Origin of the sequence: Specibacter sp. NPDC078692, from assembly GCF_040686835.1 — a bacterium.
Classification (GTDB): domain Bacteria; phylum Actinomycetota; class Actinomycetes; order Actinomycetales; family Micrococcaceae; genus Specibacter.
In genome coordinates this window covers 56310-76380 of the sequence record NZ_JBFBLV010000003.1, presented here as the reverse complement: position 1 = coordinate 76380, position 20071 = coordinate 56310, and the positions used below count along the sequence as shown (strand labels likewise).

21 protein-coding genes are annotated in these 20071 nt (G+C 61.3%); 7 read left to right on the top strand and 14 right to left on the bottom strand.

The annotated features are described in order from the left end of the window. Window positions 1-28: 28 nt before the first annotated feature. The 7 genes from pdxS to AB0O97_RS03075 form a co-directional block, all read right to left on the bottom strand. A complete protein-coding gene (gene pdxS / locus AB0O97_RS03105; RefSeq protein ID WP_363879803.1) occupies window positions 29-931 on the bottom strand; it encodes a pyridoxal 5'-phosphate synthase lyase subunit PdxS in 903 nt (300 codons plus the stop codon). A gap of 109 nt (window positions 932-1040) precedes the next feature. Then, window positions 1041-1667, bottom strand: a complete 627-nt coding sequence (gene pgsA / locus AB0O97_RS03100; RefSeq protein WP_363879800.1) for a phosphatidylinositol phosphate synthase — start codon at window positions 1665-1667, stop codon at window positions 1041-1043. A gap of 8 nt (window positions 1668-1675) precedes the next feature. Continuing rightward, on the bottom strand, window positions 1676-2245 hold the full coding sequence (locus tag AB0O97_RS03095; protein WP_363879797.1) for an HIT domain-containing protein: 570 nt from the start codon (window positions 2243-2245) through the stop codon (window positions 1676-1678). Next, window positions 2242-4275, bottom strand: a complete 2034-nt coding sequence (gene thrS, locus AB0O97_RS03090; RefSeq protein ID WP_363879795.1) for a threonine--tRNA ligase — start codon at window positions 4273-4275, stop codon at window positions 2242-2244. The genes AB0O97_RS03095 and thrS overlap by 4 nt, the downstream gene beginning before the upstream one ends. Before the next feature lie 132 nt (window positions 4276-4407). Continuing rightward, complete coding sequence (locus AB0O97_RS03085) at window positions 4408-4812, bottom strand: LysE family transporter (RefSeq protein ID WP_363879792.1); 405 nt, start codon at window positions 4810-4812, stop codon at window positions 4408-4410. A gap of 380 nt (window positions 4813-5192) precedes the next feature. Further along, window positions 5193-8612, bottom strand: a complete 3420-nt coding sequence (gene dnaE / locus AB0O97_RS03080) for a DNA polymerase III subunit alpha (protein WP_363879789.1) — start codon at window positions 8610-8612, stop codon at window positions 5193-5195. After that, window positions 8605-9024 carry a hypothetical protein gene (locus AB0O97_RS03075; protein WP_363879786.1) on the bottom strand — a complete coding sequence of 140 codons (420 nt, stop codon included), beginning with the start codon at window positions 9022-9024 and terminating at the stop codon, window positions 8605-8607. The genes dnaE and AB0O97_RS03075 overlap by 8 nt, the downstream gene beginning before the upstream one ends. A gap of 278 nt (window positions 9025-9302) precedes the next feature. On the opposite strand from AB0O97_RS03075, the gene AB0O97_RS03070 reads away from it, so the two are divergent. Both AB0O97_RS03070 and AB0O97_RS03065 read left to right on the top strand, forming a co-directional pair. After that, complete coding sequence (locus AB0O97_RS03070; RefSeq protein ID WP_363879783.1) at window positions 9303-9809, top strand: GNAT family N-acetyltransferase; 507 nt, start codon at window positions 9303-9305, stop codon at window positions 9807-9809. 19 nt (window positions 9810-9828) lie between these two features. Then, complete coding sequence (locus tag AB0O97_RS03065; protein WP_363839954.1) at window positions 9829-10251, top strand: VOC family protein; 423 nt, start codon at window positions 9829-9831, stop codon at window positions 10249-10251. Between the two features lie 69 nt (window positions 10252-10320). Here the strand turns inward: AB0O97_RS03065 and AB0O97_RS03060 are convergent, their stop codons facing one another. Next, a complete protein-coding gene (locus AB0O97_RS03060) occupies window positions 10321-11046 on the bottom strand; it encodes an SOS response-associated peptidase (protein ID WP_363880132.1) in 726 nt (241 codons plus the stop codon). A 116-nt stretch (window positions 11047-11162) separates the two neighbouring features. Between AB0O97_RS03060 and AB0O97_RS03055 the strand changes: the two genes are divergently transcribed. From AB0O97_RS03055 to AB0O97_RS03045, 3 genes are all read left to right on the top strand, one after another. After that, on the top strand, window positions 11163-11420 hold the full coding sequence (locus AB0O97_RS03055; protein WP_363839957.1) for a mycoredoxin: 258 nt from the start codon (window positions 11163-11165) through the stop codon (window positions 11418-11420). A gap of 171 nt (window positions 11421-11591) precedes the next feature. Further along, window positions 11592-12692 carry an S-(hydroxymethyl)mycothiol dehydrogenase gene (locus tag AB0O97_RS03050; protein WP_363839960.1) on the top strand — a complete coding sequence of 367 codons (1101 nt, stop codon included), beginning with the start codon at window positions 11592-11594 and terminating at the stop codon, window positions 12690-12692. Further along, entirely contained in the window at window positions 12689-13312 is a 624-nt protein-coding gene (locus AB0O97_RS03045; RefSeq protein WP_363839963.1) for an MBL fold metallo-hydrolase, read from the top strand. The genes AB0O97_RS03050 and AB0O97_RS03045 overlap by 4 nt, the downstream gene beginning before the upstream one ends. 145 nt (window positions 13313-13457) lie before the next feature. Here AB0O97_RS03045 and AB0O97_RS03040 read toward each other — a convergent pair whose 3' ends face one another. From AB0O97_RS03040 to AB0O97_RS03030, 3 genes are all read right to left on the bottom strand, one after another. Next, window positions 13458-14171 carry a lipoate--protein ligase family protein gene (locus AB0O97_RS03040; RefSeq protein ID WP_363839966.1) on the bottom strand — a complete coding sequence of 238 codons (714 nt, stop codon included), beginning with the start codon at window positions 14169-14171 and terminating at the stop codon, window positions 13458-13460. Then, window positions 14168-14986 (bottom strand): thioesterase family protein, encoded by an 819-nt coding sequence (locus tag AB0O97_RS03035; protein WP_363880129.1) that lies wholly within the window; start codon window positions 14984-14986, stop codon window positions 14168-14170. The genes AB0O97_RS03040 and AB0O97_RS03035 overlap by 4 nt, the downstream gene beginning before the upstream one ends. Before the next feature lie 118 nt (window positions 14987-15104). Continuing rightward, window positions 15105-15647 (bottom strand): VTT domain-containing protein, encoded by a 543-nt coding sequence (locus AB0O97_RS03030; RefSeq protein ID WP_363879780.1) that lies wholly within the window; start codon window positions 15645-15647, stop codon window positions 15105-15107. A gap of 106 nt (window positions 15648-15753) precedes the next feature. Between AB0O97_RS03030 and AB0O97_RS03025 the strand changes: the two genes are divergently transcribed. Together AB0O97_RS03025 and AB0O97_RS03020 are read left to right on the top strand one after the other, a co-directional pair. After that, window positions 15754-15972: a hypothetical protein gene (locus AB0O97_RS03025; RefSeq protein ID WP_363879777.1), complete on the top strand. Its 219-nt coding sequence runs from the start codon at window positions 15754-15756 to the stop codon at window positions 15970-15972. Window positions 15973-16012: 40 nt separating this feature from the next. Further along, window positions 16013-17644 carry an AMP-binding protein gene (locus AB0O97_RS03020; protein ID WP_363879774.1) on the top strand — a complete coding sequence of 544 codons (1632 nt, stop codon included), beginning with the start codon at window positions 16013-16015 and terminating at the stop codon, window positions 17642-17644. A gap of 80 nt (window positions 17645-17724) precedes the next feature. Here the strand turns inward: AB0O97_RS03020 and AB0O97_RS03015 are convergent, their stop codons facing one another. From AB0O97_RS03015 to yiaA, 3 genes are all read right to left on the bottom strand, one after another. After that, the gene (locus AB0O97_RS03015; protein ID WP_363839975.1) at window positions 17725-18819 is read right to left on the bottom strand and encodes a cytochrome P450; all 1095 of its coding nucleotides are present in this window, start codon (window positions 18817-18819) and stop codon (window positions 17725-17727) included. Window positions 18820-18837: 18 nt separating this feature from the next. Next, on the bottom strand, window positions 18838-19383 hold the full coding sequence (locus tag AB0O97_RS03010) for an NUDIX hydrolase (RefSeq protein ID WP_363839977.1): 546 nt from the start codon (window positions 19381-19383) through the stop codon (window positions 18838-18840). 74 nt (window positions 19384-19457) lie between these two features. Continuing rightward, on the bottom strand, window positions 19458-19922 hold the full coding sequence (yiaA, locus tag AB0O97_RS03005; protein WP_363839979.1) for an inner membrane protein YiaA: 465 nt from the start codon (window positions 19920-19922) through the stop codon (window positions 19458-19460). Window positions 19923-20071 lie beyond the last annotated feature (149 nt).

The window sequence follows — 20071 nt, the reverse complement described above, 5'->3', positions numbered from 1 at the left end:
TAAAGTGATGCGGCGTTGGTAGGGAGGGCTACCAGCCGCGCTCGGCCAGGCGGTGCGGCTCGGGGATGTCGGCCACGTTGATGCCCACCATGGCTTCGCCGAGGCCGCGGGAAACATCCGCAATCACGGAAGGGTCATCGAAGAACGTGGTGGCCTTGACCACGGCTGCTGCGCGCTGTGCCGGGTTGCCGGACTTGAAGATGCCGGAGCCAACGAACACGCCGTCGGCGCCGAGCTGCATCATCATGGCCGCATCAGCCGGTGTCGCAATGCCGCCGGCGGTGAACAGCACCACGGGGAGCTTGCCTGCCTGCGCAACTTCCTTCACGAGCTCGTACGGGGCCTGTAGTTCCTTGGCGGCAACGTACAGCTCATCCGCCGGCAGTGCCGCCAGCTGGGCGATCTGCGTGCGGATCTTGCGCATGTGGCCCGTGGCGTTGGAGACGTCTCCGGTGCCGGCTTCACCCTTGGAGCGGATCATGGCAGCGCCCTCGTTGATGCGGCGCAGGGCCTCACCGAGGTTGGTGGCGCCGCAGACGAAGGGAACCTTGAAGTTCCACTTGTCGATGTGGTGCTCGTAGTCGGCCGGGGTGAGGACCTCGGACTCGTCCACGAAGTCCACGCCGAGGGACTCCAGCACCTGCGCTTCAACGAAGTGGCCAATACGGGCCTTGGCCATGACCGGGATGGACACGGCGGCGATGATGGCGTCAATCATGTCCGGATCGCTGGCGCGGGACACGCCACCCTGTGCCCGGATGTCGGCGGGGACCCGCTCGAGTGCCATGACGGCTACGGCGCCGGCGTCTTCGGCGATCTTGGCCTGCTCAACGTTGACCACGTCCATGATGACGCCGCCCTTGAGCATGTCGGCCATGCCGCGCTTGACCCGGCTGCTGCCGGTCACAGGTGTTACCTCAGATGTAGACACAAAAAACCCCTCTGGGAAGGAACGGAAATAGTTCACGAACCCGCAAACGTGACATGCTTCACGGGTGCGGCCAGTCTATTCCGGCCCCCAGAGGGGATAAAAACAAGTGTTACTGTCCTTGCGACGTAACCGCCGCCATAGCCTGACGCCGGACGGTTCCCATCCGCTGGAACACCGTCACCAGGCTGGCGATGGCTAGCAGAACAAGAACGACGGCGAGCACGGCTTCGGGGATTCCCAGGCCTACCAGCCCGGTCGCCACGAGGACCACCACGAGCCGGTCTGACCGCTCGGCAATGCCCACATTGGCAGTCATACCCAGACCCTCGGCGCGTGCCTTGGCGTAGGAGACAATGGAGCCAAGCACGAGGCAGGTCAGGGCCATGGCTGCGATGAAGTGGTTGTTGCCACCGGTGTAGAACCAAATGACGATACCGGCGAAGACCGCCCCGTCCCCCACCCGATCAAGGGTGGAGTCCAAGAACGCTCCCCAAGGGCCTGAGCGGCCCAACATGCGTGCCATGAGCCCATCCACAATGTCCGAGAACACGAAGATGGTGATGACCACGGTGCCCCAGAACAGTTCACCGAGCGGATAACCAATCAGCGCACCGGCAGCAACACCCAAGGTGCCGATGATGGTCACGGCATCGGGTGAGACTTTCAGGCGCACCAACAGAGCGGCAACGGGGGTGAAGATGGCGGCAAAAAGTGCCCTGGCGTATTTGTTGAGCATCACTGCCCCTATTCGGCGTTGTTCCAGGCGGCAGCCACCTGCTGGCGGGCGTCACTGAGGGTCTGGGTGATGGCCTTGGTGCCAGCGATGATCGGCATGAAGTTACCGTCACCGCCCCACCGCGGCACCACATGTTGATGCAGGTGTGCTGCAATGCCAGCCCCACCGGTGACGCCCTGGTTCATGCCCAGGTTGAAACCGGAGGGGTTGGAAACTGCGCGCAACACCCGCATGGCCTGCTGTGTGAGGGCAGCAAACTCTGCCGTCTCTGCAAGAGTCAGATCCGTGTAGTCGGGAACGTGCCGGTATGGGCACACCAAGAGGTGCCCCGGGTTGTACGGGAACAAGTTCAAGACCACATAGGCCAGTTCACCGCGGTACACAATCAGGGAATCCTCATCGCTACGATCAGGGGCCTCGCAGAACGGGCAATCGTGTTTGCCGGTAACCTGCTCCTGCCCACCCTTGACATAGGCGAGCCGGTGGGGCGTCCAGAGTCGTTGGAAGGCGTCCGGAACCCCAGGGAGTTCAAAGTCATCAACTACAACGGGCTCCGACGCCCCACCGAGTTCACTCACGCCGTGCGGTTCCGTACTGCTTCAACAATCCGACGGACTGCTTCTTCAACGGGCACGCCGTTGTCCTGGCTGCCGTCACGGAAGCGGAAGGACACTGCGTTGGCATCGGCGTCATCCCCGCCGGCGATCAGCACGAACGGGATCTTGTCCTTGGACGCCGTGCGGATCTTCTTCGGGAAGCGGTCGCTGGAGATATCCACCTCGGCACGGATGCCTGCCTTCTTAAGCTGGGCGACGACGTCGAACATGTAATCGTTGAACGCCTCAGCCACGGGGATGGCCACGACCTGGACCGGGGACAGCCAGGCCGGGAACGCGCCTGCGTAGTGCTCGGTCAGCACGCCCATGAAACGCTCCACGGAACCGAATAGGGCACGGTGGATCATGACGGGACGCTGGCGCGTGCCATCGGCAGCCTGGAATTCAAGCTCAAAACGCTCAGGCAGGTTGAAGTCCAGCTGGATGGTGGACATCTGCCAGGTGCGGCCGAGGGCATCCTTGGCCTGCACGGAGATCTTGGGACCGTAGAACGCTGCTCCACCGGGATCAGCGACCAGCTCCAGACCGGATTCGGTGGCCACTTCTGCCAGGGTGCGGGTGGCTTCCTCCCAGATGTCGTCGTCGCCCACGAACTTTTCCGGATCCTTGGTGGAGAGTTCCAGGTAGAAGTCCTCCAAGCCGTAGTCCTTGAGGAGGGACAGCACAAAGTTCAGTGTCTCGGTGAGCTCGTCCTTCATCTGATCTTTGGTGCAGTAGATGTGGGCGTCGTCCTGAGTCATACCGCGCACGCGCGTCAGACCGTGGATCACACCGGACTTCTCGTAGCGGTAGACCGAACCGAATTCGAACAGGCGCAACGGCAGTTCACGGTAGGAGCGTCCACGCGAGCGGAAGACCAGGTTGTGCATGGGGCAGTTCATGGGCTTGAGGTAGTAATCCTGGCCGGGCTTGCGCACCGTGCCGTCCTCATTCAGCTCAGCATCAACATGCATGGGCGGGAACATGCCATCGCGGTACCAGTCCAGGTGTCCGGAGACCTCGTAGAGGTGGCCCTTGGTGATGTGCGGGGTGTAGACAAACTCGTAGCCGGCCTCAACGTGGCGCTTGCGTGAGTAGTCTTCCATCTCCTTGCGGATGATGCCGCCCTTGGGGTGGAAGATCGGCAGACCCGAGCCCAACTCATCAGGGAAGGAGAACAGATCCAATTCCACACCGAGCTTGCGGTGATCGCGGCGCTCAGCCTCGGCAATGCGCTCCTGGTAAGCCTTCAGGGCATCCTTGGTGGGCCATGCCGTGCCGTAGATGCGCTGCAGCTGCTGGTTTTTCTGGTTACCCAGCCAGTAGGCGGCGGAGGTGCGGGTCAGTGCGAAGGCGTTGGAGATCAGCTTCGTGTTGGGCAGGTGCGGGCCGCGGCACAGATCGCACCAAACTTCTTCCCCGCTCTTACGGTCAATGTTGGAGTAGATGGTGATGTCACCTGCGCCAACCTCGACGTTGACGCCTTCGGCGGCGCCAGCAGCGTCGTCGTTCTTCTTACCCAGCAGCTCCAGCTTGTACGGCTCGTTGGCCATGGCTTCGCGGGCCTCCTCCTCGGAGACAACGCGGCGAGCGAACTTCTGGTTCTGGTTGACGATCTTGAGCATCATCTTCTCAAGGGTCTTCAGATCTTCGGGGGTGAAGGGCTCGGCCACATCAAAGTCGAAGTAGAAGCCGTCGGTGATGTACGGGCCAATGCCGAGCTTGGCATCGGGGCGCAACTGCTGTACGGCCTGGGCCATGACGTGGGCGGTGGAGTGACGGAGCACATCGAGCCCATCGGGGGAATCAATCGTGACCGATTCCACAGCGGCACCGTCTTCCAAGACGGCGGCAAGGTCCTTCAAAACCTCATCGACGCGCATGACAACAACGTCGCGGCGTTCAAAGAACAGCTCCGCTCCGGTGGTGCCTGTGGCCACCGTAGTCGTCTCGCCGTCGACATTAATGGTGATCTGTGAATCCACTGACACTGGTAACTCCTTGTTTGTCATGTATGGCCCCATATCCAAGCAACATACGGGGGTTGCTGTGGGCCTCTTCGATGGTATCGGTTTGCCGGGGCCCCAACCAAGCCGGGCTTCTCCTCGGCAGGGGGAACCCAACCGTCCTGCCTGGGTTTCTGATCAGCCCCGGGCCAGCATGGTCACACCCAGTACCACCATGACCGCAGCTTTCCCAGCATCCAGCAGTTGCCATGCCTGCGGCTTGGCAAACATGGGGCGCAACACTGCTGCGCCGTACCCCAGCACCGTAAACCAGAGCAGACTGGCACCAAAGGCCCCTAGCCCAAAACCCCAGCGCATCTGTCCGTGGACGCTGGCCAGAGAACCCAAGAGCAGCACGGTGTCCAGATACACGTGGGGATTCAGCCACGTCACAGCCAACACCGCGAGCAGGACCGGCTTTGTGGTGAGGGCGGTTCCGCGGCTGGGATGCAGTCCGCCCCTGGCCCGCAGACAACGCCTTCCCGCCAGGGCGGCGTAGACAAAGAGGTATCCGGCCCCGCCAAACCGGGCTGCGGCTTCCATTGCTGGCTCAGCCCGCAACACTTGGCCACCCCTGCAACGCCCACTGCAATGAGGACCACATCGCTGAGCAGGCACACCAAGACCACCAAGCCAACGTGGTCGCCGCGGAGCCCCTGCCGTAGCACAAACGCACTCTGCGCACCGATCGCTATGATCAGTGCCAGCCCTGTGCCCAACCCTGCAAGTGCTGCTGTCAGGAACTGCGTGGTCTGCATCTGACGGCTTCCGTGTAACGGCTGCGGTCCGTCAGCTGAGGCCAATTGGAGACTGCGCCAGCACCGGAGATGGTTGAGACCTTAACTCATACCTCAGTATGCATGTCCCGGCCGTGCTTGGCATCAGTGCTGGCACCGATTTATGCCAAAATTTTCGGCGGGTCACTAGCCGGTCACCAAGGGCACGCGCGGCAGTGGCAGCTCTAGGCCTGGCGGCAGATTTTGCAGGTCCCACGCCTCCAGCGCCTGGACCGTGATGCCGCGGGGGCCGGTGCGCCGGGTCAGCCCGCGGATCAACAGCATCCGGGTGCCAAAGAGTAAGGGCCCGGATTTCTCCTGCGCCTCCGTAAAGAAGGTGCTGTCCACACATCCGGTGCCGTCGTCAATGCTGATGAACACCACCCGCTTTCCACCCCTCATGGGCGGGGTTTGGGTGGCCACCCGCACCCCGGCCACCAACACTTCACTGTTGTTGCGCAGGCTCAGGAGCTCCTGCGCCCGGCTTACACCCAGACGGTCCAGCAGCGGCGCATAGCTTTCCATGAGGTGGCCGCTGACATCCAGAGACAACAGGTCCAGCTCCGTGCTCACGGTTTCGGCCAGTTCGGCATCGGGGTGCTCGGCTGCGAGCGCACCCAGCTCTACATCATCCATGGGCAGTGACAGCTGCCCGGCGATGGGTTCATTGCGTTTGCTGCCATGATGCCCCGGCAGGCTGTTGACGTGGGCTACCAGGTCTGCCCGGTTGGCGGTGCTTCCCGTAACGGTTTTGGCTTGGCGGTGCAGTGAGTCCAGGGCGCCCAGTTGGGCCAGCCGTTTCAGGGTTGGCCGGCTGAGTCTGGCCCGGTCCCGCAGTTCCGCAAGGGAGTTGTAGGGCTGACCGGCCAGAATTCGCTTGAGCTCCGTGGCGGAAAGTCCATACACCCCGGCCAGGCTCAGCCGTACTCCCGTCTCCCCTGTGTCGGTGCGCTCGGCGTGGTATTCGCCGGCGCTGGCGTTGATGTCCAGGGGCAGGATCGGGATGCCCATGCGGCGGGCTTCGGCGACGAGTAGGCGGCGCGGGTACATGCCCGGATCGTGTTCCCAGAGTCCGGCCATGAATTCTGCCGGGTGGTGGGCCTTGAGCCAGGCCGATTGGTAGGTGGGTACGGCAAAGGCGGCCCCATGGGCTTTGCAGAAGCCGAAGCTCCCGAAGGCGACCAGGGTCCCCCACACCTCCTCAATGACGTCGGCGCTGTACCCCTTAGCCGCAGCCTTGTCCCTGAAGTACTGCTCCACGACGGGTTCGACGGCGGGGTTCCCCAGCCCGCGCCGGAATTCGTCGGCACGGGAGAGGGTGCAACCGGTCAAGGTGGCGAAGGTCCGCAGCACCTGTTCATGAAACACCGTCACCCCATGGGTCTCGGCCAACGCAGGGATGAGGTCGGGGTGGGCGTAGTGCGGTTTGGCGAACCCGGCCCGGCTTTCCAGGAAGGGCTTGACCATATTGGATTTCATGGGGCCGGGACGGAATAGGGAAATGTCGATGACGAGGTCGCTGAACTCGGTGGGGGCCATCTTGCCTACTAGCTCCCGCTGGCCTGGGGACTCGATCTGGAAGCAGCCCAGCGTGTGGGTGCTGCGGATCAGCTCAAAGGTGGGTTCGTCGTCGAGCGGTACGGCGTCAAGGTCAATGGCCCCGCCCTCCCCTATGAACGGCGCATCCGCAGCGTGACCGCCGTCGGCCGCTACAGACTCACGTGAGGGGTGCAGCTTGATGATCTCCCGCACCGCATGGGCCATGGCGCTCTGCATGCGCACGCCCAGGACATCGAGCTTGAGCATGCCCATGGCGTCCATATCGTGCTTGTCGAACTGGCTCATGGGCAGGCCCATGCCACTGGGCTGCACGGGGGTGCGGTTCAGCAGGGTGGAATCCCCCAGGATCACCCCGCACGGATGCATGGAGATGTGCCTGGGCAAACTATCCAGGCGTTGGGTGATGTCCACCAGCAGATCCAGCTGGGGTGCGGGCCCATCCCCGTCCTCCGTGGCAAAACGGGACTGGTGTATATGGGCTGCCAGCTCACGCAGTTCCGGCTTTTCCTCCAGCGCCTCCCGGAAGGAACCGGCCGAGAACCGCCACAGCTGCTTGGCGATCTGATCAATCTCACCTTTCTCAACCCCTAACGCCAGGCCCGCATCCCGTACGGCGCCCCGAGCCCGGTAACTGTTTTGCATACTCATCAGGGTCACCCGCTTGGGCCCGAAGCGCTCAAAGATGGCCCGGTACACGTTGTGCCGCTGCGCGCTTTCCACATCGAGGTCAATATCAGGCAGGGTAGCCCTGTCATTGGAGAGGAACCGTTCAAAGAGGAGATCGTTGGCCAGGGGGTCCACCGCACTGATCCCGAGCAAGTAATTAACTAACGACGACGCACCGGAACCTCGTGCGGCTCGACGCACCCCCATGGTGCGGATCATCTCCGAAACCTCGGCCACGGTGAGAAAGTACGATTCAAAACCCAACCTGGAGATGGTGTCCAGCTCTACCGACAACCTGTCCTTGGCTTTTTCTAGCTGGCTGGGTGCAAGCCCACCAAAGCGTTGGAGCAGGGCCGACTCCGTGCGCTGTTGCAATTCCTTGCCGGCAGGTTGATTCAGGCCCAGCACATCGCTTTCCGGGGTGCGTGGCTTTTTCCAGCCCAGATCCGTGTGCGGGTCGAGCCGGCACTTATCCGCCAGTTGAGCCGTGTTGGTCCACAACTGATTCAGCCCGGTGGTGCCGTAGCCGCCGTAGTCCGCAATATCCCGGACCACCTTCTCCATCTCAGCGGAGCTTTTCAACCACGCTTGCCCCGTAGGTTGCAGATCTGACAGCTGTGCCAAGGGGGCAATGTTTCTGGCAGCATCGAGCACATCAGCTACCGGTGCGTCCTCTGGTCCTGCATAGCGGACGGCGTTACTCAAGACCGCTGGAACATCAAATTCGTGCGCTAATTTCACCATGCGGACAGCATGGGTGGTGCTCAGGGGAGCACCCGGGGTGTTGAGGTGGCTGGTAATTTCCGCCACGAGGGAGCCTACCGGCATGGCTTCGCGCCACTGTTTGAACTTGCTGCGGGGCAGCAAATATTTACGGCTCTCCATCGCCCGGCCCACAGGAGAATGCGGGCCAAGTAACACTGTCAGCACAGGATGCCCGGACGCCGGATCAACCACACCCTGAGCCAACTGCTCTAAGGTCAGGCCCACAGGCCCCTTGGACTGATGGTGGGCCAGTGAGATCAGACGGCATAGTGCCCCATAGCCCGCACCCGGATTCCCCGCTGCTCCGCCATGAGCCAACACCACAACCCGCCCGGCAATGACCGGTGCGTGTTCCCCTTCTTCGAGAACGGCTAAGTCAACCCCGATGATCGGATCAATACCGGCAGCCATACACGCCTTGACATGTTTGACCGCCCCATATAGCCCGTCCCTATCGGTGATGGCTAGGGCATCGGCACCGTCAGCTGCCGCCGCCTGGGCCAGATCTTCCGGCCAGGACACCCCATAATGGGCGCTGAAGGCAGTGGCTGCATGCAGGTGAATAAAGTTACGCACTGTCTTCACCCTCCCCAGGGCTTATCTCTAATGCGTCTACTTCAAACGTGTCTGCCAACAAGGTGCCAGTCTCCAAGGTGTCACTCTCCAACGGCTCGGGTTCAGGCTCCGGCTCCACCCGTGTGTGAACTTTGATGACACGCCAGCGCAGGCTAGGCCGGTACAACACCACATCCAGAGTCAAGATCCCGGGTTCACCCTCCCGAACCACCTGCAACCGCCAGATTTGAGTGTCCACATACCCCACGCCTTCACCTGGGCGCAGACTCGTATGGTCCTGCCACCAAGGACGGCGCTGATACCAGCTCTGGGGTTTGGCAACAATCTCGTGGCACAGCCCGCGCCACCACATCCGCACAGGCTCCCCGTCAGGGGAACATTCCATGGTGACGGACTCAGTAAAGGTGCCCATGTGCGTACTCCAATCTCCACCCGACAAGGACAACCACGAGATACGTTCAGGGTAGACACGATTCATTAGTACATATCTTCGAATGAATTTAAGTGTACGCTCAATTTCACGCAGCACCCATCCGCCGCCTTGGGAAAAAACACCAGAGCGGGCACAAAACGAGTGCACAAAACGTTATCTAGCTAGATGGCTGAGAACGCCTCTTGCGTCTAGCATGGCCTTATGGCTAACGGCTGAGCCCTACCCGCAGGCGCCACAACAACTTAAAGGAGCGTTCCATGACTGACATGGTCACCCTCATCGCCAAAACCACACCACTTGAACGGGAGCTCAAAACAGCTTCCCGCACAGTGCAGGAATCCGACGTCGCCCGTCTCGGCGAACTCTATTTCACCGCTTATGACGCAGGCGTTGCTGCAGAGTCATTGGAAGCCGCCATGGCTGACATGCGGGCATCGTACGCCGGCAAATACGGCGAGTTGCTTCCCGATGCTTCCCACGTTGCCTTGGATGAGGACGGCAAGATTGTCGCCGCCGTGCTCGTCGTGGAGCATGCTCTGGGCAATGACACCCCGGATACCCCCTTCATCATTGAGCTGATCACCGACCGGGAACACCGCCGTCGCGGCCTGGCAGAGGACTTGGTCCTGGCCACGCTGGACACCCTGTTCAACAATGGCCACAAGGACGTTGCCCTGCGGGTTGAAGCCACCAACTCTGCAGCTTTGGCCCTGTACCTCTCGCTAGATTTCCACCGCTGGTCCCCCGAAGAAGACGACGACTAAGACGCCACCCAGGGCTTCCGTGGAGCAGCGGCTGAACTTCATTACCTTGGGTGTCAGGGATGTTTTGCGCTCACGGGAGTTTTATCTCACACGGCTTGGCTGGACGGCGCATCACGAAGTCCCCGGCCAAGTCATCTTCTTGCAGCTCAACCACGGGCTGATCCTTTCCCTGTGGGACCGAGCCGCCATGGCCGCCGAGCTCGGCGTTGAGCCCTCCGACGGCGTCCCTGCCCTCACACTGAGTCACAACGTTGCCAGCCCAGCCGAGGTTGATGCAGTCTTGGCGCAGGCACGCGAGGCCGGTGCCGCCGTTGACCATCCCGCAATTCAGCAGGAGTGGGGCGGCTACAGCGGCTATTTTGCCGATCCGGATGGCTTCCGCTGGGAAGTTGCCTACAATCCCACCTGGACCGTGGACGACGCCGGACACGTCACCGTTTAGCCGCACCTCACTCCTTGCACCTACACCAGCCGCACGGGCAACAGTCAGGGAACCGGCAACCAGGAAGCACTACACCGTAATGGCCTCGATGAGTTCGGGGCCATTGTTGCGTACATTGCCCACTGCCGTGCTGACACGATCGAGCACCCAGTCCGCGGCCAGGGCCCACGCTTCTGCGAGCGCAGCCTCCAGCAGAGCGCCGGGGACCTTATTTTCAGGATCCAGCCACTCGGCCAGCGCCTCCTTGGCCAGAGGAACGGGCAGGCGGTCGTGCAGGGTGGCCAGCTCCCCCTCCACCGGGGAGGCCATGGTGAGGATGGTGGTGCTCAACAGCCACTGATCGGGTGCCCCTTCCGGTTTGGCCGGGTCCTTCCACCACTCATACATTCCTGCAAAAACAATCAGGGCACCATCGGCACTGTGCACAAAGTAGGGCTGTTTGCTCTTGCCATCCGGTGACTTTTTCCATTCGTAATAACCCTGCACAGGAACCCCGCAGCGCCGAGCCTTGATGGCCGCACGGAACGTGGGCTTTTCCAGGACAGTCTCACTACGGGCATTGAAGGCACGCACCCCCACGGCGGAATCCTTGGCCCAGCCGGGGACCAGCCCCCACTTAGCCACATGAACCTGCCTGCGAAGGGCGCCGTCAATGAGACGCTCCAGCACAATGGGCACATCCGTGGTGGGTGCAACATTCCAAGAGGCTCGCAATTCCAGCGAGGCCTCCGCTTCCGCTTCAAGTTCCGCTACTAGGTCTCCCACGGCCCTGGCCATGACATAACGTCCACACATGTCATCCATGGTGGCACAGCTTTTCTCTGGTGGCGCAGGAAGCCCGGAATATCCCCTGAGCCCGGTAGCGTTGTCACAGATACCAACCGCACACTTTCCTCCAAGGAGCATCCACCGTGGATTTCACCCCCGACGCCGGCACCATCACCATGTTCTCCACCACCTGGTGTGGCTACTGCAAACGCCTGAAGAAGCAGCTGGACGCCGAGGGCATTGGCTACACGGAGATTAACATTGAAGATGTCCCCGGCACGGCCGCGCTCGTCGAAAACCTGAACAACGGCAACCAAACGGTACCCACGGTGCTGTTCCCGGACGGTTCCGCAGCCACCAACCCCTCACTGAAGGATGTCAAGGTCAAACTGGGCGTCTAGCCAGGAGCAACGAGGGCAGCAACATTAGGCTGCGTTTTAGGCAGCAACATCTGATGCCTGAACCAACCCGTCACCTCCTTAGCAGAGACTCCTTAAGCACCAATTCCGTGTAGCCTGTCAGTAACCCCCATGGATGTTCCCGAGGCGGAACACGGTGCTTAAGGAGCTCTTATGGTTAACAAGACTGTTCACAAGGTCAAGGGCGCAGTGGTGCTGAGCAAGAACGCACCCGTCACCATCGAAACCATTCTGGTCCCGGATCCGGGCCCGGGCGAGGCCCTGGTCGACATCCTGACCAGCGGCGTTTGCCACACGGACCTGCACTACAAGCAGGGTGGCATCAATGATGACTTTCCATTCCTGCTGGGCCACGAAGCCACCGGCATCGTCAGTGCTGTGGGCGATGGCGTCACTAACGTAGTCCCCGGAGACAGGGTCATCCTGAACTGGCGTGCCGTGTGCGGCAACTGCCGCGCCTGCGCCAAGGGCCAGGCCCAGTACTGCTTCAACACCTCCAACGCCACGCAGAAGATGACACTCGAGGACGGCACCGTGCTCTCCCCCGCACTGGGCATTGGCGCGTTCATTGAAAAGACCCTCGTCGCCGCAGGCCAGTGCACCAAGGTCGACGCCGATGTAGACCCCGCCGCCGTGGGCCTGCTCGGCTGTGGTGTCATGGCCGGCATTGGCGCCGCCATCAACACCGGTGGCGTCAAGCGCGGTGACACCGTCGCTGTGATCGGCTGTGGCGGAGTTGGCTCCGCAGCAATTGCCGGTGCAGCACTGGCCGGGGCCACCAAAGTCATCGCCGTGGATCGCGATCCCAAGAAGCTGGCAGCAGCGGTAGCCCTGGGCGCAACCCACACAGTGGATGCCTCCACCGAGGATGCGGTTCTCGCTATCCAGAACCACACCGGAGGGTTCGGTGCAGATGTGGTGATTGACGCCGTCGGACGTCCCGAGACCTACAAGCAGGCTTTCTACGCCCGCGATCTGGCCGGCACCGTGGTCCTGGTGGGCGTACCCACCCCGGAGATGACGCTGGAACTGCCACTGCTGGATGTGTTTGGTCGCGGCGGTTCACTGAAGTCCTCCTGGTACGGCGATTGCCTGCCCTCCCGTGATTTCCCCATGCTCGTGGAGCTCTACAAGCAGGGCAAGCTGGACCTGGACGCGTTTGTCAGCGAACGTATCACCATCAACGATATTGAAGCCGCGTTCGCCAAGATGGGCGAGGGCTCTGTGCTGCGATCGGTGGTGGAATTCGCATGAGCGCGCGCATTGAACGGCTCGTGACCGCCGGAACATTTTCGCTGGACGGCGGTACCTGGGATGTGGATAACAACGTCTGGATCGTGGGCGATGACAGCTCTGTGTTGGTGATCGATCCCGCGCACGATGCCGCTGCCATCGCAGCAGCCGTGGGCACCCGCACGGTCAAGGCCGTACTGCTCACCCACGGACACGACGATCACATCCGGTACGCCCGCGAGTTTGCCACCTTGGTGGAAGCGCCGGTGCTCATGAACGCCGCTGACCAGATGCTCTGGGAAGACATCTACCCGGGGACCACACCTGACGGCGCCATTGTTGACGGTGAACGATTCGAGATTGCTGGCACGGCATTGACCGCACTGCACACCCCGGGACACTCCCCCGGCTCCACGTGCTTCTACGCGGCGGATCTGGGCACCGTTTTCTCCGGAGACACCTTGTTCAACGGTGGCCCCGGCGCCACGGGACGTTCCTACAGCGACTTCCCCACGATCGTTGCCTCTATCACCGAACGGCTGCTGAGCCTGCCAGGCGAGACCGTAGTCAACACCGGGCACGGCGACTCAACCACGATCGCCGCCGAGGCACCGGGCGTTCTGGCTGCCGCACAGCAGTAAGGCCCGCGTTCCCTCCGGTCCAAACTGCGGATAACGCGATTTCCGGACGCTCAGATAAGTCCAAACTGCAGGTAATGCGAAGAATCAGCAAGAATTTTCGCATTACCTGCAGATTGGATGGCGGGGCAAGGCCCATGCGTGCCGATTACGGCTCGATTAGCTCGGTGTGCTGTGCGTAGGCCGCCAGGACGGCTGCTTCCACGTCGTCAACGGTCAGGCCCGGACGCAGGTCCTCCGCTGCTCCTGCGGTTGCCGGATCCCACTCCAGACCTAGGGCTGCATAGCTATCGGCCAGGACCGCACGAATCGGCGCCGAATTCTCGACCACGACGACCGAGCTGAACAGCCACGCACCTGCCACAACGCGCTGCGCTGTGCCCACAAGCTTGATGCTGTGGGCCGGTCCGCGTCCGTAAACGCTAAATTCCCCGGGGCAATATTCGCCCGGGATCTCGCCCACTCCAGCATCCACACCCAGTGATTTCAGGGCCTGGGTGAAGAGCTCAGCAAAAAAGGCGAAGCGAGCCTTGGCGCCAAGAATGGCATCGTCCTCTCGCTGGATGTGATCCACCACCAGCGTGCCTTGATGATAGGCGGCAGCCCGGCCACCGGCTTTGCGTATTACGGGCTGAAAACCATTTTTTCGGGCCGCTGCCTCGGCAGCCGCGAACCCGGGCAGCTTGGCATCACGTTGTCCAAACGCCACGGTGGGTTCGGGCCGATAGAAGCGCAACATCGCTTCCCGGCTCCCGGTTTTGACCTCACTCAACAGTTCCAAGGCATAGTTGAGGTCAAGTTCGGCGCCACGGCTAACTTGCTGCCGGTGCACTTCTAGGACAGGTGCCAGCAGAGTACTCACTGGGCGTGCGGGATGGGTCGGACAGTCAGAATCTGTTCCGAACGCCCAAAGGGGCCAGTCACATCATGGAGCACTGACGATGTCAGCCCTACGCCGTCGGAACCAATAGTGACGTCCGTAGCCAGACCCAGCCATTCACCCACCGGCTCGCGGTAGAGGTGGATGGAAAGGTCCACATTGGGGTACATCCAGCCGCCGGGTTCGGGGTTCATACGGGCAGCCACACCGTTGGCACTGTCAGCCAGACCTAGCAGGCGAACCAGTGCAGAGGAGTGCTCTCCGCCATCGAGCATGGTGAAGGGACTGTGCAACCAGGCTCGGCCATGGCCTGGGCGGTGATCGGGCAGCGAACGGCCTTCAAGAGTCTTGATGAAACCGCCGGGCCAGGTACTCATGCCGTCCCAAGGAAGCGCTTCCTCCACACTGCCCAAGGGTTCGTCCTCATAAGCTTCAACAGCAGTGGTGTCATTTTTTTGCAGGCGCCATGCCGTGGCTCGCACCGCTGCACGGCCCTGTGCCAGCAACTCCACCTGGAGGAGTTCAATGGTCTTCCCCGGGCGCAGCAGCGTGGTTTCAAGGGTGAATTCGCCGGCCGGAATCATCCCGAGAATGTCAAAGTTAATCCGCACCAGGCGCATATCCGGGCGGTGCTGAAATTGCTCCAGCGCGTGGACCATGATGCCAGCCACGGGCGCCATGTGCTGCTCATGGGGATTCCAAGCACCTTGAGTATGAGCAGTTGACTCGTAGCGATTCCCACCAAGATGGCGATAGTACGAGGTGGCCTCTACGGCAGTAAGTGTTCTTTGGTCCATCATGGCAATGACTCTACCGCCAGCCACCGTGCCTGCGGCAATTCATCGATTGGTGGGGCCAGTCACCTCGAGGGAGGAGAGTCAGCAGCTCTTGTCGGCGGCATTACCGCTGAAGGTGTTAGGCCTTGGCCGTGGTGGGATCGCTGATTTCCATGCCCATGACGGGGCAATCTTCGAGGGCGCTTTTGTCCAGCTTGCGGGTACGTGAGACGCGGAAGAGGTGAACACCAAGAATCACAGCACCAACAGCCAGCACCAGCAGCACGATTGCCAGCGGCGAACCCGCAGCAGCGGCAATGGCTGCGTCAAAGGCGGCGAGGCCGATCGTGGCGTAGATGCAGGCCCAAGCGATGGACCCCACCACCGTGGCGGGGATATAGCGGCGCAACGGCATGCGACCCAATCCAGCCGACATGTTGACGGCCGTCTGGATGCCAATGGTCAAGAAACTGACGCTGACTGCGGGAGCGCCCCAGCGGGCAATGATCTTTTCCGCCCTTTGCGCGGCCGGGGAGTCTAGGTGCTTTTGCAACTTGGTCTTGCGGCCTCCGGCAGCAAGACCGCGGCCCGCCCAGTAGGTTCCGTTGGAACGCAGCATCACAATGACGAACAGGATCAGGAAAGCCCACACGAAAGGAAGGGAAACGATGCTATCCATCATGAGTGTGAGGTACCCCCGGGAAGAAAATAATATAGCCACAGAAGCCTGTGGTATTAGTCTTACCTTATCTTATCGAGATTGAAGCCGCTAAGCCGCACCCTGCCAAGTGATCAGGCTCATCTACGCGCTCGTCGGAATCGTTGGCCCTGCAGGCGGCGGACCAGCTGGAATGACACCCCTGCGTCCATGGCAGGCTCCTCTGGCCACCTTGGCAGCCAAGGCCGTCCAACCCATCACGGCCCGGGTGGTGGGCCGCGGCTTCTTGCCCGAAAAACTCCATGACGGTCACCTTCCGACAGCACCACCCCGAAAATCCATCATGTGAGTTAGTACACATTAACTCAAGACCGTACTAGCATCGTCACATGACCACAGAAGTTCATGACTCCCAGACGTCCGGCTCCGCCACCACACCTCTGATTGAGGCAACGATTGGCGCCAATTTCCAGAAAGTGGCACTGCAGTTCCCTGATCGTGATGCTCTGATTGACAGGCCCTCCGGCCGCCGCTGGAGCTACGCAGCACTCAACCACGACGTCGATGCCCTAGCCCGCGGGCTCCTCGCCGCCGGGTTGACCCAGGGAGATCGTGTGGGCATTTGGGCACCCAACGTGCCCGAATGGGTCCTGCTGCAGTATGCCACCGCCAAGATTGGTGCCATCCTAGTCAACGTCAACCCTTCGTACCGGGTCCACGAGCTCAAGTACGCCGTCCAGCAATCGGGCATGGCCATGATTGTGGCCCTGCCCGACTTCAAGGGAACCGACTACCAGGCCATGGTGGAGCAGGTTGGTCCGGAGTGCCCCGACTTGACGGCCGCCGTCTATATTGGCACGCCAACTTGGGACGCGCTGGTGGCGGGCGGAGAGGCGGTGCCAGCGGACGCCGTCGAACGTGCCATGGCAACACTGGAGCCCAGTGACCCCATCAATATTCAGTACACCTCCGGCACCACCGGCTACCCCAAGGGCGCCACGCTGAGCCACCGGAACATCCTGAACAACGGCTACTTCGTCACCGAAACCATCGGCTTCACAGAGCACGACAGGCTGTGCATTCCGGTGCCGTTCTACCACTGCTTCGGTATGGTCATGGGCAATTTGGGCGCCACCACACACGGGGCAGCCATCATCATTCCGGCAGCGTCGTTCGATCCGGCCGCCACGCTACTTGCCGTACAGGAGGAACGCTGCACGGCACTTTACGGGGTACCCACCATGTTCATCGCCGAGCAGAACCTGCCCAATTTCGCCAGCTACGACCTCTCCACCCTTCGCACCGGCATCATGGCCGGCTCACCCTGCCCCGTGGAAGTCATGAAGCGCTGCATCACCGAGATGCACATGGAGGGTGTCTCCATCGCGTACGGCATGACGGAGACCTCGCCGGTGTCGATGCAGACGCTAATGGACGACGACGTGGCCCACCGGACCGAGACGGTAGGCCGGGTGCACCCTCACCTCGAGATCAAAATCGTAGACCCCGCCACTGGCGAGACCGTCCCCCACGGAACCCCTGGCGAGTTCTGCACACGCGGCTATTCGGTGATGCTGGGCTACTGGAACGATCCAGAGAAGACCGCCGCAGCGATTGATCCGGAACAATGGATGCACACCGGAGACCTTGCCGTGATGTACCCCGATGGCTACGTCAACATTGTGGGGCGCATCAAGGACATGGTGATCCGTGGCGGCGAAAACCTGTACCCGCGAGAGATCGAAGAGTTCTTGTACAAGCACCCAGACATTGCCGACGTCCAGGTGATCGGGGTGCCCGATGACCGTTACGGCGAGGAACTGTGCGCCTGGCTCCTCATGAAGCCCGGTGCCACGCCGCTGGATGCCGCAGCCATCGCCGCCTACTGCCAGGGCCACCTCTCCCGCCACAAAATCCCGCGCTATGTGCTCGCCGTGAACGAATTCCCCATGACCGTCACAGGTAAGGTGCGCAAAATGGATATGCGGGAACAGACCATCGAAATTCTGGGGCTGAACTAGGCGGGCTGAACTAGGCCGGTTGAACTAGGCGGGCTGAACTAGGCGGGCGCCAGGCTGCGACTCGAAGCTTTCTCGAAGCTTTACTGCTTGTGCAGGATCACATGCACGCTGCGAAAGCCTGCCAGCGGAATGGTCTCACGAACATTCTCCTGCCCCGGCGCGGGCACAATGGCCGTTGTCCGCGCCAACAGTTCGGTGGTGGCGGCGCGCAGTTCCATGGTGGACAAATCGCGACCTGGACAGACGTGTTTGCCTAGTCCGTAAACCACATTCTTGTCCGCATTTTCTTCGGGCCGGTATGCATCCGGGTCACCGAAAACCTCCGGATCCCTGTTGGCCGAGACCCAATCCAGGTAGACGCGTTGCCCGGCGGCAAGATGGTGCTCGCCCACAGTGACCTCGGTGGTGGTTTTACGCCTGTTGGATAGGAAGGGATTGTCTATGCGCAGCATCTCATCCAGGGCAGCATCAATAAACGCGTGATCGTCGAGTCGGTTGCGTAGTTCCGTTTGGAGCTTTGGATGCTGAGCCAGGTGGTTCACAACGGTGCCCACGCAGCGGGAAATGGTGCCCAGATCCCCCGCGGTCCAGTTGCGCAGGATGCTGACAATCTCGGTGGCCAGTAACGGAACGTTGCCCACAAAGTCATGGGCCAGCTCGTCGGTGGGGTCAAGGGCAGTGCCGCGGCCGCCGATCCGCCCCATACGGCGGGTGTTGACCAGATCGGTGATAATCGCATCGAAGCGTCGGGCAATTTCCGTGGTCTGGGCAAGGTCGCCCGAACGGGTGGCGTCGTGGTTGTCAGACATCCACTGCAGCAGCGGTTCTTCCAATGCGGCCGGCCAGCCTAACCATCGGCTTTGTGCGCGAACGGCGAAGCGGCGACCAAATCCGCCCACCACGTCAACGCTCTCGCCGTCTGTAAGTTCCTCGATGAGCTCTACTGCCACTGCGCGGCACATCGGTTCCAGCTCCGCGGAGCGCTGGGGGCTCATGTACTTATCCACCACGGCTCGGTAGCGGGTGTGTTCCGCACCATCCATGCCGTTGGGCACGTTCAAATGCGCCGACACATGGGAGGAAAACGTCTGCGCATCCAGCGCTGCAGCAACCACGTCCTGATGGCGGCGCAGCCACACCGGCTCGGCGGGTGGGGTGATTGAATTCTCAGTCATGAGGTCACCGTAACAAATTCATGCCAACAAACGACGCCGGAGCTCGGGCCACGCCGCAGCGAAGCCTGGGTGCAGCGGGCGTTGGGCAACGTCCTCGGGCATGACCCATTCCAGGGCAAGGCTCTCGGGATCACTGATGACGGCCTCGAACGGGACCACGGCCTTGACCACCACAGTGGTGTAACGCCAGTAGCCCACGTCGTAGACCGATGTGAACAGCAGCTCCACGTTCTCGCGCGGCACCCCCGCTTCTTCCCACGATTCGCGCAGCGCACCATCCACGGCACTTTCACCCTTGTGAAGGGCTCCCCCGGGAAGGCCCCACGTGCCGCCATGGTGAGACCAGAGGGCCCGGTGTTGCAGCAAGACTCCGCGTTCGGCGTCGAACACTAAGAGACCGGCGGAGCCAAACGTGCCCCAGAACTTCCCGGCGTCTCCCTCAACCCAGGCGTCGCCGGAATCGCGCGGCCCGATGATTTTCCCCGGACGCACAGCAGCCGCGGCATCGCGCACGAATCGGGCTGCCGCGGCACTTTGATGCGCGTGGATGTTTTCCTCTTTCATAGACTTCACGGTATCAATTCCACATCCTTGTTACTGGTGCGGCTACCGTCGTTTCCTCTTTTGGTTGATTCTTTTTACGGTTCGAGATTTTCTAGGAGCCTGTTCCCCGGCTTCGGACCCTGATCGGGATAGACCGCTCGGTGGGCAGCAAGGTCCCGGATGTTCTTCTGGACCGCCACGACCGCGAACAAACTCATAGCGAATCCGATGCCGTAGAAACCCTTCTCCGACAACAGCAGCTCGGCATTCCAGAGACCAATGGCAAGCAGCAGGAGTGCCGCCAGCAACGCAAACCAGGCGATGCCCAGGTAAATGGGTGTCACGGGGATTTCTTCGGCCCGGTCGCGCACTGCCTTCTGCAGCGACACTGCGGCAAAAAGCCCGAACAGGAACACCGTGAGGTAGAAACCCTTCTCGTTCAGTTCCATCTTGGCGTTCCAGAGGCCTACAAAGTAGACGCCCATTCCCAACCCCAACGCAATCCACGATGCGCCAATGAAAGCTCCTGTTGGTTTTCCAAGCTGACTTGATTCGCTCATGACCCGTACTCCCTTATGTTTATGACAACGAAATGCTGTCCTGTAGATACATCAGCATAAGTGAACTACCGCTCTTCTTCACTAATTTATCCATCATATGGCTAAATTAGCTTAATTTAGTTTTCTGCCGAGTCCGCATGGCCTAAGAG